This window comes from Thermopolyspora flexuosa, from assembly GCF_006716785.1.
Classification (GTDB): Bacteria; Actinomycetota; Actinomycetes; order Streptosporangiales; family Streptosporangiaceae; genus Thermopolyspora; species Thermopolyspora flexuosa.
The window spans coordinates 3,253,576-3,267,163 of the sequence record NZ_VFPQ01000001.1; the positions used below are offsets into that span (position 1 = coordinate 3,253,576).

The following is a 13,588-nucleotide window of genomic DNA, read 5'->3' on the forward strand; positions in this document are numbered from 1 at the left end:
CAGGTGGAGATAGGAGTACCAATGACAGGACGGAGACGGTCGTTCACCGCGGTCGCGGCGATCGGCGTGCTGGCGTTCGCCGTGGCGTGCGCTCCGGGGAACGCGGGCGGCGGCGGCAGCACACCCGCCTCCTCCGCGCCGGCCCCCGCGTCCGACACCGAGACGTTCACCCCGCCGAAGGTGACGATCGGCACCGCCGAGGACTCCAAGGGCCCGGCCCCGGCGCCCGAGGGCGTGGTGCGCGGCGGCACGGTCACCATGCTCGACCGCGACGACTTCGCCCACCTCGACCCGGGCCAGATCTACCTCAACACCGAGAGCAACATGGCCCTGCTGTACGCCCGCGGCCTCACCGGGTACAAGCGGGTCGGCCCGAACGAGTACAAGCTCGTCGGCGACCTCGCCACCGACCCCGGCACACCCTCCGACGGCGGGCGGACCTGGACCTTCACCCTCAAGGACGGGGTGAAGTGGCAGGACGGCAGCCCGATCACGTCCGAGGACGTGAAGTGGACGATGGAACGGCTGTTCGCCCCGCACATCACCTACGGGCCCGCCTACATCCAGCAGTGGCTCACCGGCGAGGAGGACTACAAGAAGGCCTACGGCGGCCCGTACGGCGGCAAGCGGCTCGACAGCATCGAGACGCCGGACGAGAAGACCGTCGTGTTCCGCTTCAAGGAGCCGCACGCCGACGCCAACTTCGCCCTCGCCATGACCGGCTACGCGATCGTGCCGAAGGCGAAGGACACCAAGGAGAAGTACGACAAGGAACCCTTCTCCAGCGGGCCGTACATGATCACGTCGCACACGCCGGACAAGTCCATGGAGCTGGAGCGCAACCCGCACTGGGACCCGGCGACCGACCCGATCCGCGGCGGCTACCCGGACAAGTGGCGCTTCGAGTTCGGCCAGGAGCGGCTGCAGATCACCGACCGGTTCATCGCGGACGCCGGTGAGGACAAGACCGCGCTGTCGTTCTACGCGTGGGTCGCGCCGGAGCGGCTGCAGCAGGTGCTCAAGGACGAGAACCTGAAGTCCCGGATGCTGCGCCAGCCGTCGCCGTACGGCAACTACTACTACTTCAACCTCGACCGGGTGAAGGACATCAAGCACCGGCAGGCGATCAACATCGCCTGGCCGACCCGGCAGCTCCAGCAGCTCGAGGGCGGCCCGGCGGCGAACGTGATCTCCACCACGATCCTCAACCCGGTGGTGGCCGGCTGGCAGGACTACGACGTGTTCGGCATGAAGGCGAAGCCCGAGGGCGACATCGAGCGGGCCAAGCAGCTCATGGCCGAGTCGAGCGACCCCAACCCCACGATCGTCTACGCCTACAACCAGACCCCGATCGAGGAGCGCAAGACGGTCGTGATCAAGAACCAGCTCGCCAAGATCGGGATCAACGTGGTGCCGAAGCCGCTGGCCCGCAAGACCTACTACGACCAGATCAGCAAGGTGGACAACGGCTTCGACCTGTACTGGGGCGGCTGGGGCCAGGACTGGCCGTCGGGCTCGACCGTGCTGCCGGTCATCTTCGGCCCGGTGCGTGACGGCGGCTACAACCTCTCCCACCTGCGCGACCCGGAGATCGACGCGGAGATGAAGCGCATCCTCGAGATGGCGGACGCCAACGAGGCGAACGCCGCGTGGGCCGCGCTCGACAAGCGGATCATGGAGACGATCACCCCGATCGTGCCCGACACCAACGACATCGGCACGATGCTGTACGGCTCGCGCATCGGCGGCGCCGAGATCGACCCGCAGCTGTGGACCGTGTCGCCCAACCTGATCTACGTCAAGCCGCAGTGACGCCGCGCGCTCCGGGGCGGGCGCTCCCGCCCGCCCCGGGGCCCGCCCGCCGACGTCGTTCCGGAGTGTTCGCCGACCATGCTCGCCTTCCTCACCCGCCGCACCATCGGCGCGGTGGTCACCCTGCTGATCATCGCGGCGGTCACGTTCTTCCTGTTCTTCGCCGTGCCCGCCGACCCGGCCCGGCTCGCCTGCGGCAAGGTCTGCCCGCCCGAGCTGCTCGAGCAGGCCCGGCGCAACCTCGGCCTGGACGCGCCGGTGTGGCAGCAGTTCGTCGCCTGGCTGGCCGGCCTGGTGGTCGGCCGCGACTACGAGGGCCTGGGCCACTGCCCCGCGCCCTGCCTGGGCTACTCGTTCGTCAACCGGGAGCCGGTGCTGGAGACGATCCTCGACCGGCTGCCGCTGACGCTCTCCCTCACCTTCGGCGCCGCGGTGCTGTTCCTGCTGTTCGGGGTGGGCACCGGCGTGGTCGCGGCGCTGCGCCGCGGCAGACCCCTGGACAAGATCGCGAGCGTGGCGTCGCTGATCGGCGCCTCGGTGCAGATCTACTTCGTCGGCACGCTCGCCATGTACTTCCTCGTCTACCAGTGGCAGATCCTCGACCAGCCGCGGTACGTGCCGCTCACCGAGGACCCGATCGGCTGGGCGTACGGCCTGCTGCTGCCGTGGGTCGTGCTGTCGCTGATCTTCACCGCGAACTACACGCGGATCACCCGCTCGACCATGGTGGAGCAGCTCACCGAGGACTACGTGCGCACCGCCGTGGCCAAGGGGCTGCCGCGCCGTACCGTGGTGGGGCGGTTCGCGCTGCGCGGCACCCTCATCCCGGTGGTCACGATCTTCGGCGTCGACCTGGGGCACCTCATCGGCGGGGCGATCATCACCGAGACCACGTTCGGCCTGCAGGGCATCGGGCGGCTCGCGGTGCGCGCGGTCACCGACTCCGACCTGCCGATGCTCATGGCGACCGTGCTGCTCGCCGCGACCGCGATCGTGGTGTTCAGCATCATCGTGGACGTCCTCTACGCGGTCATCGACCCGCGGGTACGGCTGAGCTGACGCCAGAGACGGAGAAACAGGAGTGAGCACCGCCACCTGGACCACCGAGTCCCCCGTGCGCCGCGGCCCCGGGCCGTTCCTCGCCGTCCGCGACCTCGCCGTGCAATTCACCACCGAGGAGGGCGTGGTGCACGCGGTCGACGGCCTCTCCTTCGACCTGGAGAAGGGCACCACGCTCGGCATCGTGGGCGAGTCCGGCTCCGGCAAGTCGGTGACGAGCCTGTCCATCCTCGGCCTGCACGACCCGGCGACCACCACGGTCACCGGCGAGATCTGGCTGGAGGACCGGGAGCTGGTCTCCGCGGACCGGGCCACCATGGAGCGGCTGCGCGGCGACCGCGTCGCCATGGTCTTCCAGGACCCGCTCAGCGCGCTGTCGCCGTACCACACCGTGGGGCGGCAGATCGCCGAGACCTACCGCAGGCACAAGGGCGGCAGCCGGCGCGAGGCCCGCGAGCGGGCGATCGAGATGCTGCGCCGGGTCGGCATCCCGCAGCCGCACCTGCGCGTCGACGACTACCCGCACCACTTCTCCGGCGGCATGCGGCAGCGCGCGATGATCGCCATGGCCCTCGTCTGCGACCCGGACCTGCTCATCGCCGACGAGCCCACCACCGCGCTCGACGTGACCGTGCAGGCGCAGATCCTCGACCTGCTCAAGGACCTGCAGCAGCAGACCGGCATGGCGATCATCCTCATCACCCACGACCTGGGGGTGGTGGCGAACACCGCGCACGAGGTGCTCGTCATGTACGCCGGGCGGGCGGTGGAGCGGGGCACCGTGCGCGAGGTGCTGCGCGAGCCCCGCCACCCGTACACCTGGGGCCTGCTCGCGTCGATGCCGAGCCTGCGCTCCCCGCTCGACGTCCCGCTGCGGCCGGTGCGCGGCACGCCGCCGAGCCTGCTCGCGCCGCCGCCGGGCTGCCCGTTCCACCCCCGGTGCGACTTCGTCGACCTCGCCGGGCGGGAGCTGTGCACCCGTGAGCGGCCCGCGCTCGTCCCCGAGCACGGGCACGCCGACGCCTGTCACCTGGCGCCCGAGGACAAGCGGCGCCTCACGGACGCCCGAGACGACCGGAAGGAGCGGGCATGACCGAGCCGCTGCTGGAGCTGTCCGGCGTCACCAAGCACTTCCCGGTGACGGGCGGATTCCTGATCAAGCGCCGGATCGGGTCGGTGCACGCGGTGGACGACGTCGACCTCACCGTCGCCCCCGGGGAGACGGTCGGCCTCGTCGGCGAGTCCGGCTGCGGCAAGTCGACCACCGGCCGGCTCGTGGCGCGGCTGCTCGAGCCGGATCGCGGGACGATCCGGTTCGACGGGCGGGACATCACCCACGCGAGCCGCCGGGAGCTCAAGCCGATCCGCCCGCAGATCCAGATGATCTTCCAGGACCCGTACTCGTCGCTCAACCCGCGGCACACCGTGGGGTCGATCATCCGCGGGCCGATGGAGATCAACGGCATCGACCCGCCCGGGGGCCGGGAGAGGCGGGTGCGCGAGCTGCTGGAGACGGTCGGGCTCAACCCCGAGCACTACAACCGCTACCCGCACGAGTTCTCCGGCGGGCAGCGCCAGCGCATCGGGATCGCGCGGGCGCTCGCCCTGCAGCCCAGGCTGATCGTGGCCGACGAGCCGGTGTCCGCGCTCGACGTGTCGATCCAGGCCCAGGTGATCAACCTGCTGCAGCGGCTGCAGCGGGAGTTCGGGATCGCGTTCCTGTTCATCGCCCACGACCTTGCGGTGGTGCGGCACTTCTCCCACCGGGTCGCGGTGATGTACCTGGGCCGGATCGTGGAGATCGCCGACCGCGCCTCGCTCTACGAGCGGCCCCGCCACCCGTACACGCACGCGCTGCTGTCCGCGGTGCCGGAGATCGACCCGGAGCCGGGCCGCGAGCGCATCCGGCTCACCGGCGACCTCCCCTCCCCCGTCGACCCGCCGTCCGGGTGCCGGTTCCGCACCCGGTGCTGGAAGGCGACGGAGAAGTGCGCGCAGGAGACCCCGCCGCTGGTCCGGCTCGACGGCAACGCCGAGGGGCACCTGGTGGCCTGCCACCACCCGATGGACCCGCCGCCGCCGGCGGAGCCGGCCGCGCACGGGGCGCTCGCCCAGGGGTCCGCGGAGAACCGGCCCGGCTGAGCCGCGGTACGGCCGGCCGGTCAGCCGCGCCGCTTCCAGGCCGACTCGGCGAGGTCGCGCAGCTCCTGGACGGCCTTCGCGGCGTCCTCGGCGCCGTACACCGCGCTGCCCGCGACGAACACGTCCGCGCCCGCCTCGGCGCAGCGCTCGATCGTGGCCGCGGACACGCCGCCGTCCACCTGGAGCCAGACCTCGCCGCCGTGCCGGTCGATGAGCTCGCGGGCCCGGCGCACCTTCGGCAGCACCACGTCGAGGAACGGCTGGCCGCCGAAGCCCGGCTCCACGGTCATCACGAGCAGCATGTCGATCTCGCCGAACAGGTCCGCGTACGGCTCCACCGGGGTGGCCGGGTTGAGCGCGAAGCCCGCCCGCGCGCCCGCCCGGCGGATCTGCCGCAGCGTGCGCACCGGCGCCTTGGCCGCCTCGGCGTGGATGGTGACGCTGCCCGCGCCCGCCTCGGCGTACTGCACCGCCCACCGGTCCGGGTCCTCGATCATCAGATGGCAGTCGAGCGGCAGCGGCGTGGCCTTGAGCAGCGACTCGACCACCGGCAGGCCGAGGGTGAGGTTGGGCACGAAGTGGTTGTCCATGACGTCGACGTGGAGCCAGTCGGCGACGTCGCCGACCCGGGCCGCCTCGTCGGCGAGCCGCGCGAAGTCCGCGGACAGGATGCTGGGCGAGATCTGTACAGCCATGATGGGGCGAGTCTATTGGGCCCGCCGCCGTGACCTGTGCCGGGACCGCTCCCTCGCCGCGTCCGATCAGGACGCGGTGCGCCGCAGCAGGGCGAGGAACATCGCGTCGGTGCCGTGCCGGTGCGGCCAGAACCGCGCGTACGGCCCGTCGCCGAGCCCGTCGGCCTCGGGCAGGTACTCGCGGGCGTCGAGCGTCTCCAGGTCGCCGCGGCGGCCCGCGACGTCCTCGACCACGACGACGGTCTCGGCGAGGTGCGGCGAGCAGGTGACGTAGGCGACCACGCCGCCGGGCCGTACCGCGTCGGCGGCGGCCTCCAGCAGGCGGCGCTGCAGCGCGGTGAGCTCGGGCAGCGACTCCGGGCCGCGCCGCCACCGGGCCTCCGGGCGGCGGCGCAGCGCGCCCAGGCCGGTGCACGGGGCGTCGAGCATGACCCGGTCGAACGCGGCCTCGCGCCAGGCGGGGGCGGTGCCGTCGGCGACGACCACGGCGGCGTCGCGGACCGCCTGCCGTACCAGGGCGGCCCGGTGGGGCTGCACGTCGGAGGCGAGCAGCCGGGCGCCGCGCTGGGCGGCGACCGCGTCGAGCAGGCCGGCCTTGCCGCCGGGGCCCGCGGCGAGGTCGAGCCACCGGGCGTCGGGCCCGGTCACCGGCACCCGGGTGAGCGCGAGCGCGACGAGCTGGCTCGCCTCGTCCTGCACCCCGGCCCGCCCCTCGGCGACCGCGGGGATCGCGGCCGGGTCGCCCTCGGGCAGGTAGGCCGCGTACGGCGAGCGGCGGGCGCGCTCGGCGCCGGCCGCGACCAGCTCGTCGACCGTGGCCCGGCCGGGCCGGGCGACGAGGGTGACGAGGGGACGCTCGTTGTCCGCGGCGAGCAGCGCCTCGGCCTCGGCCCGGTCGCCGCCGAGCGCGTCGAGCAGCGCGGTGACGATCCACCGGGGGTGGCTGTGGGTGACCGCGAGGTGGCCGACGAGGTCCTCCTCGGCCGCGGGGGCGACGATCGGCAGCCACTCCTCCAGGCTGCGGTGCGCGACGCGGCGCAGCACCGCGTTGGCGTACCGGGACGGTCCCTCGCCCACCCGGCGGCGCACCAGGGCGACGGTGGCGCTCACCGCGGCGTGCGGCGGGATGCGGGTGGCGAGCAGCTGGTGCACGCCGAGGCGCAGCGCGTCGAGCAGCGGCGGGTCCAGCCTCTCCGGCGCCCGGTCGCTGCACGCGGCGATGATCCGGTCGTAGGTGAGCAGGCCGCGCAGCGTGCCGTAGCCGAGCTCGGTGGCGAGCGCGGCGTCCCGGCCGGTCAGGCCGCGTTCCCGCAGCATGCGCGGGAGCAGCAGGTTGGCGTAGGCGTCCCGCTCGCGCACCGCGCGCAGCAGGTCGAAGGCCGCGTTCCGCGCCTCGTCCCGCACCGGCCGCCGCGGCTCGGCCTGGCGGGGCGGCCGCGCCCGGCCCCGTCGCCGTTGTCCGGTCACGTCGCTCCTCGCTCGCTCAGGTCAGGGCGTCGCCCGCGGTGAGGCGGGCGCCGCGGGCCCACTCGGCGGCGGTCATCGCGCGCTTGCCCTCGGGGCGCACCTCGCCGAGCCGTACCGGGACGGTGCCGGTGCCGGCGAGCACCTCCTCCTTGGTGGCGTGCAGCGCGCCGGGCGGCAGCGCGGGCGCGTCCGGGACCGGCCGGACCGGGCCGAGCTTGAGCCGGCCGCCGCGGAACTCGGTCCACGCCCCCGGGGCCGGGGTGCAGGCGCGGATCAGCCGGTCGACGCGCAGCGCGGGCGCGGCCCAGTCGACGCGGGCGTCCGCCACCTCGATCTTGGGGGCGAACGAGACGCCCTCGGCGGGCTGCGGGCGCGCCTCGAGCGTGCCGTCCTCGATGCCGTCGAGCGTGGCGGCGAGCAGCCGCGCGCCGGACTCGGCGAGCCGGGCGAGCAGGTCGCCGCTGGTGTCCTCGGGCCGCACCGCCTCGGTGACCACGCCGAACACCGGGCCGGCGTCGAGCTCCTTGACGATGCGGAACGTGGTCGCGCCGGTGATCTCGTCGCCGTGCAGGATCGCGTGCTGCACCGGGGCCGCGCCGCGCCACGCGGGCAGCAGCGAGAAGTGCAGGTTCACCCAGCCGTGCCGGGGGATCTCGAGCGCGGTCTCCGGCAGCAGCGCGCCGTACGCCACGACCGGGCAGCAGTCGGGCGCGATCTCGCGCAGCCGGGCCAGGAACTCCGGGTCGCCCGCGCGGGCGGGCTTGAGCACCTCCACGCCCGCCTCGGCGGCGAGCTCGGCCACCGGGCTGGGATGCACTTTCCGCCCCCGCCCCGACCGGGCGTCGGGCCGGGTCACCACGGCCACGACCTCGTGCCGCGGCGACCGAAGCAGCAGCCGCAGCGACGGCAGCGCCGTCTCCGGCGTTCCGGCGAAGACCAAACGCAAGGTTCCCCCAACGCCTCTCTCGAACCGGCCCCCGGTCACCCGCACACGAGGGGCCCGATCACGGTGCGCGCGGCGTCCCGGTCGCGCGGCGCACCACCGTCCCGCCCGGCCGTACGGCGGGCCTCGGATGGCCTCAGATCGCCTTGCCGTAGGTGGCGTGCGGCGAGTACTTCACCACCGGCGGCTTGAGGCCGCTCCACTCGGCCTCCCGGATCGCCTTCATGGCGAGCTTGCGCTGCTCGGGATCCATGCGGTCGATGAACAGCACGCCGTCCAGGTGGTCGGTCTCGTGCTGGAGGCAGCGGGCCATCAGGTCCGTGCCCTCGATCACGACCGGCTCGCCGTACATGTTGAAGCCCTTGGCCACCGCGCGCACCGCGCGGGGGGTCGGGAAGGACAGGCCCGGGAAGGAAAGGCAGCCCTCCTCCCCCTCCTCGTCCATCTCGTCGGACAGGTCGAGGTCGGGGTTGACCAGGTGCCCCAGCCGGCCCTCGATGTGGTAGGTGAACACCCGGAGGCTCACCCCGATCTGGGGCGCGGCCAGGCCCGCTCCGGGCGCGTCCAGCATCGTGTCGGTGAGGTCCTTGACGAGCTTGCGCAGCTCCTTGTCGAAGTCCGTCACCGGCTCCGCCGGAGTGCGCAGCACCGGGTCACCGAACAGGCGGATGGGCTTAACGGCCACGAAACGGCTCCGTTCCTTGCCTTCACTAACCGGGAGATCCCCAGTCTACGCGCCCGGCCGGGCCCCGGCGTCCGCGGCGGTCGCCGCGCTCACCGGGAGCGGACCTTCATCACCGCCTTGCGCGCCGCCTTGCCCACCGCCGGGTCGGGGTGGTGCTCGGCGAGCAGCTCGAGCACGGCGAGCGTGTCGGGGTGGTCGCAGGCCGCCATGTCGTCGACGAGCCGCAGCAGCTCCTCGCCGCTCTCCAGGGAGTCGAACTCGCCGAGCGCCTCGGACACGTCGCCGAGGTGGAGCAGCGTGGCGAGGGTGTCCACGGCGAGCCAGACGTTGTCGGCGTCGGTGAGCGACGGGGCGTCGAGGTCCCGCACGCCGAGCCACACCGCGGCGTGCCGCCACATCATCGGCTCGGCGAGCGCCTCGCGCACCGCGGGCTCGGCCTCGGGCCCCAGCTCCTCGAGGATCGTGCCGATCACGCCGCGGTGGCCGGCGGTCCCGCCGGCCGCCACCTTGATCAGCTCGCGGGCGGCGTCCTCGGGGGTCCGGCGCTCCACCCACACCCCGGCGGCGCTCGCGGGCGCCTCGCCGCTCAGCATCGCCTCGATCAGCTCGGCGGCGGTGAGCTCGGCGAAGTGGGCGACGTCCGCGAGCAGCGGGGCGTCGTGGCCCTCGCGCAGCAGGTCCTGGCGCACCGCCCAGACGCCGAGCGGGGTGAGCCGTACCGCGTCGACCGTGCCGTCGCCGCCGTGCCGCTCGAACAGGCCGCAGTACTCCAGCAGCTCGACGGCGGCGGCGAGGTCGCCGGGCAGCCGCTCGCGCAGCTCGCGCATCTCCTCCGGGCCGGCGCCGCAGCCGATCTCGTGGGCCTGGAGCATGCCCTCGGCGAGCGCCGGGACGGTGATGCCGTCGGTCATCGCGTACATGGTCGCGAGCATCTCGGCGAGGTGCTCGTCGACGACCGGGGAGCCGGTGAGCTCGTCCTCGGCGCGGTCGAGCACGTCCATGATCACGCCGTCCCAGAACTCCAGCGTCTCGTCCGGGAGGCCCCGGCCGGGCGCCGCCCCGTCCCGGGTGATCTGCACCAGGCCGGTGTTCACCGCGACGACCCACAGCAGGCGCACCCGGTCGGGGGCGATGCCGAGGTCGGCCGCGGCCTGATCGACGTCGGCCTGCTCCAGCAGCCCCTCGACGGTGAGGCTGCGGGTGCCGGTCCACTCCGCCAGGCGCCGTACGTCGCGCACGAGCGGCACCTGCGGCACCATCGCGGCGAGCCGGTCGTCGGGCAGCAGCTCGACCGGCGGGAAACTCAACACGTCACCGCCACAGTCGGAGCACTCACACCCGTCATGGTCGTCGGCCGCCTCCTCGACCTGGTCGAGAAGCTCGTTGTCGGACATCGCCCCGGCCGACCCGCGCAGCGTGCGCAGGTCGATGACGTTTCCCGTCTTCCCACTCTTGGCCATTCCCGCAACTTACTCCACACCGGCACCGGGAGAGTACGGCTATCCGATGCCTCGGGATCGCGCCTTGAACGCGGCCTTGCGCGCGGCCTTCGCCGCCGAGGGATCGGGCAGGGTACGTCCCAGCAGCTCCAGCACCTCGACCACGTCCGCGTGGTCCACCCGCCACATCTCCTCGATCATATGGGCGGGCGGGCCGGAGGCGGCGAGGTTCTGCGCGAAGTTCTCCGGGTCCTCCATCGCGCCGGGCAGCGCGAGGGCGAGCATGTCCACGCTCACCCAGAGCACCTCCTCGTGGGTGAGCGCGGGGGCGGGCAGGTCGCGGGCGGAGAGCCAGTGGATCAGGTGCGGGCGCAGCTCCGGGTCGTCGAGCCGGGCGCGCACCGCCTCCTCGGCGTCCACGCCGAGCCGGTCGACGATCGAGATCGCGATGCCGCGCACCACCGCGGGCGCCCCGGTGACCGCGGCGAGCAGCTCGGCGGCGGCCTCCGCGGGGCCGCGGCGCTCCAGCCACCCGGTGATCGCCCGCTCGGCCTCCTCCTCCGGGGGACCGCCCATCAGCCAGGCGATCAGGCCTCCCGCGCTCGCCTCCGCCGGGTCGCCGTCCGGCTCGAGGTGGTCGTCGGCGGCGGCCCAGGCGCCGGACGCGCCGGAGGCGCCGCCCGCGCGCCCGGCGGGCGCGGCGTCGGACAGCGAGATCGTCAGGTTGGTGCCCTTCTCCAGGGAGTCCGCGTCGATCGCGCTGAACATGCTCTTGGCCATGCCGTACCGGCTGGTGTCGGCGAGCGCGGCGGGCATCTCCGGCTCGATCTCGTCGAGCCGGGCCCGCATCGCCGCCGCCCGCTCGGCGTCGACCTCCCCGGCCTCCTCGAGGAAGTCCACCAACGCACGTGCCGCCGCGATGGTCTCGCCCGCGCTCTCCGGCGGGGTGATGACCTTGCGCGGGTAGATGTCGAGCAGCAACCGCTCGAACGTCTCGGGGGCGAAGTCGCCCAGCGTCGTGACCTCAAGGTAGTCACTGGCGTAGTCGCACAGCAGCCGCATCTCGCCGATGTCGACTTCGATGCCGCGCGACCGGGCCCAGTCGCGCATGCGCTCGACGGCCTGGTTCACCCATTCGATCGACACACGCAGAAACTAACGGCTCACCGTGCAGCACCGCGAATCGGCGTGGCGCGAACCGGTCTCTTTGCCCAGGTGAGCGGGTGGTTCAGGCCAGCTCGAGGGGATCGATGCGGACCTGCACCGGATCGGGGGACCTGCGTGCCGCGCGCACCGCGGAGGCGGCCTTGAGCGCCCGGGCCAGTTCGGCCCCGCGGGCGCCCGGCACGCGCACCATGAGCCGCTCCCGGGGCCGGTCGTCGGCCGCGCCGGCGTCGGGCTCGCCGGGGCGCGGGCGGGGCGGGTCGACGGGGACCGGGCCGAGGATCTGCGCGCCGGGCGGCAGGTCGAGGGCGGCGGTCATCTCCTGCACCGCCGCGGCCACGCCGGTGAGCGTGGCGACCCGCACCGCGGGCGGGAAGCCGAGCTCGGCGCGCTCGGCGAGCTCCCGCTCGGAGAAGGTGACCGGGTCCCAGCGCACCAGCGCCTGCGTCGGCGCGAGCGCGGCCTCCGCGGCCACCACGAGCTCGGCGTGCGGGCGCAGCAGGGCGGCGGCGTTCATCCAGCGGCGCAGCGTCTCCTCCGCGGCCCGCAGGTCGGGGCGGCCGAGCAGGGCCCAGCCGTCGAGCAGCACGGCGGCCGCGTACCCGCCCGCGGCGACCGGCTCGGCGCCCGGGGTGGCGACCACGAGGGCGGGCTCGGGCCCGACCGCGGCGAGCACCCCGTCGCGGCCCGAGGTGCGCACCGGGACCGCGGGGAACGCCCGGCCGAGCTCCTCGGCGGTACGGCGGGCGCCGACGACGACCGCGCGCACCCCGGCGTCGCCACAGGCCGGGCAGCGCCAGGCGCCGGCGACGCGGCCGCACCAGCGGCAGTACGGCATGGCGTGGCCGCTGCGCAGCGCGAGCGGGCCGCCGCAGCTCGGCCCGGACGGCCGCGCTCCCCCGGCGGCGGCCGGGCTGTGGCCGCACCGCGCCGGGGCCCGGCAGGACCGGCAGGCGAGCGCGGGCAGGTAGCCGCGCCGCGGCACCTGGACCAGCACCGGCCCGTCGGCCAGGCCGCGCTTCAGCGTGCGCCAGGCGAGGTTGGGCAGCCGGGCGGCGCGCGCCGCCTCGTCGCGGGCGAGCTCGGCGTCGTCGCCGGAGGGGCGCACCCGGGGGGCGGCGGCGCGCAGCGCCGTGCGGTCCGGGGTGATCGGCCGTGCCCAACCGGTGGCCACCAGGCGGGTCGCCTCGGCGGTGCGCGCGTACCCGCCGACGAGCAGCGCGGCGCCGGTCTGGTGGGCGCGCAGCGCGAGCACCTCCCGGGCGTGCGGGTAGGGGGCGCGCGGCTCGGCGTGCAGGTCGTCCCCGTCGTCCCAGATCACCGCGAGGCCGAGGTCGTGCACCGGCGCGAACATCGCCGCGCGGGTGCCGACCACGGCGCGTACCCCGCCGCGCAGCACCCGCAGCCAGCGCCGGTACCGCTCGGCCGGGCCGAGGTCGGCGGTGAGGGCGACGTGCGGCATGTCGCCGAGCGCCCGGTGCACGAGGTCGACGTCCTTGCCGTCGGGCACCACCACGAGCGCCCCGCGCCCGGCGGCGAGCGCGACCCGCACCGCGGCGGCGACGCAGCGCGGCCAGCGCGGGCCGTCCGGGCCGGTGCCCGGGATCGCGTTCCACACCGCCCGCGGCGCCCGCCCGTCGGCGAGCGCGGCGAGGAAGAAGCCTCCGGCCGGGTAGTCCGCCCACTCGCGGGCGGCCCGCTCGAGCGTCTCGCGGTCCGGGTCGGTACGGCCGGGCGGCTGCGGGGCCGGGTCCGCGGTCTCGGCCTCCACCCGGGCGTGCCGCGGCGGGATGGCGAGCCGGAGCACGTCGGGGAGGGTGCCCGCGTACCGGTCGGCGACCGCCCGGGCGAGGCGGGCGATCTCGGGGGTGAGCACGGGCTCGGGCGAGACCACCCGCTCCAGCCAGGCGAGCCGGCCGCGGTGCTCGCTGGAGTCGGCGCGGTCCAGCAGGTAGCCGTCGACGAGCTTGCCCGCGAACCGGACCCGCACCCGGCAGCCGGGCACGGCCTGCTCGTCGAGCGTGGCCGGGACCAGGTAGTCGAAGGGCCGGTCGAGGTGCGGCAGCGGGGTGTCGACCACGACCCGCGCCACCGGCGCCGAGGCGGCGGCCGCCCGTCCGCCGGGCCCGGGGGCCACCGCGCCGGACCGGGGTGCCGCACCGGGGTCGACAGTCACGCCCCT

11 protein-coding genes are annotated in these 13,588 nt (G+C 74.7%); 4 read left to right on the forward strand and 7 right to left on the reverse strand.

Translation table 11 applies throughout. From position 1 onward, the window contains the following. Positions 1-21 precede the first annotated feature (21 nt). The 4 genes from FHX40_RS13740 to FHX40_RS13755 all read left to right on the forward strand — a co-directional run bounded on the left by FHX40_RS13740 (position 22) and on the right by FHX40_RS13755 (position 5,013). On the forward strand, positions 22-1,812 hold the full coding sequence (locus FHX40_RS13740; RefSeq protein WP_142259980.1) for an ABC transporter substrate-binding protein: 1,791 nt from the start codon (positions 22-24) through the stop codon (positions 1,810-1,812). A gap of 78 nt (positions 1,813-1,890) precedes the next feature. Next, positions 1,891-2,871: an ABC transporter permease gene (locus tag FHX40_RS13745; RefSeq protein ID WP_142259981.1), complete on the forward strand. Its 981-nt coding sequence runs from the start codon at positions 1,891-1,893 to the stop codon at positions 2,869-2,871. 22 nt (positions 2,872-2,893) lie between these two features. Next, positions 2,894-3,964: an ABC transporter ATP-binding protein gene (locus tag FHX40_RS13750; RefSeq protein WP_142259982.1), complete on the forward strand. Its 1,071-nt coding sequence runs from the start codon at positions 2,894-2,896 to the stop codon at positions 3,962-3,964. Continuing rightward, positions 3,961-5,013 (forward strand): ABC transporter ATP-binding protein, encoded by a 1,053-nt coding sequence (locus FHX40_RS13755; protein WP_142259983.1) that lies wholly within the window; start codon positions 3,961-3,963, stop codon positions 5,011-5,013. The genes FHX40_RS13750 and FHX40_RS13755 overlap by 4 nt, the downstream gene beginning before the upstream one ends. A gap of 20 nt (positions 5,014-5,033) precedes the next feature. On the opposite strand, the gene rpe is transcribed toward FHX40_RS13755, so the two are convergent. From rpe to FHX40_RS13790, 7 genes are all read right to left on the reverse strand, one after another. Continuing rightward, positions 5,034-5,708 carry a ribulose-phosphate 3-epimerase gene (rpe, locus tag FHX40_RS13760; protein WP_142259984.1) on the reverse strand — a complete coding sequence of 225 codons (675 nt, stop codon included), beginning with the start codon at positions 5,706-5,708 and terminating at the stop codon, positions 5,034-5,036. A gap of 66 nt (positions 5,709-5,774) precedes the next feature. After that, a complete protein-coding gene (locus FHX40_RS13765; RefSeq protein WP_142259985.1) occupies positions 5,775-7,175 on the reverse strand; it encodes an RsmB/NOP family class I SAM-dependent RNA methyltransferase in 1,401 nt (466 codons plus the stop codon). 16 nt (positions 7,176-7,191) lie between these two features. Continuing rightward, positions 7,192-8,121 carry a methionyl-tRNA formyltransferase gene (gene fmt, locus FHX40_RS13770; RefSeq protein ID WP_142259986.1) on the reverse strand — a complete coding sequence of 310 codons (930 nt, stop codon included), beginning with the start codon at positions 8,119-8,121 and terminating at the stop codon, positions 7,192-7,194. 133 nt (positions 8,122-8,254) lie between these two features. Beyond that, positions 8,255-8,803, reverse strand: a complete 549-nt coding sequence (gene def, locus FHX40_RS13775; RefSeq protein ID WP_142259987.1) for a peptide deformylase — start codon at positions 8,801-8,803, stop codon at positions 8,255-8,257. Positions 8,804-8,892: 89 nt separating this feature from the next. Next, positions 8,893-10,263 carry a hypothetical protein gene (locus FHX40_RS25100; RefSeq protein WP_170198831.1) on the reverse strand — a complete coding sequence of 457 codons (1,371 nt, stop codon included), beginning with the start codon at positions 10,261-10,263 and terminating at the stop codon, positions 8,893-8,895. A gap of 39 nt (positions 10,264-10,302) precedes the next feature. Next, positions 10,303-11,388: a hypothetical protein gene (locus tag FHX40_RS13785; protein WP_229788300.1), complete on the reverse strand. Its 1,086-nt coding sequence runs from the start codon at positions 11,386-11,388 to the stop codon at positions 10,303-10,305. Positions 11,389-11,470: 82 nt separating this feature from the next. Further along, positions 11,471-13,582 (reverse strand): primosomal protein N', encoded by a 2,112-nt coding sequence (locus FHX40_RS13790; RefSeq protein ID WP_142259988.1) that lies wholly within the window; start codon positions 13,580-13,582, stop codon positions 11,471-11,473. Positions 13,583-13,588: the final 6 nt, after the last annotated feature.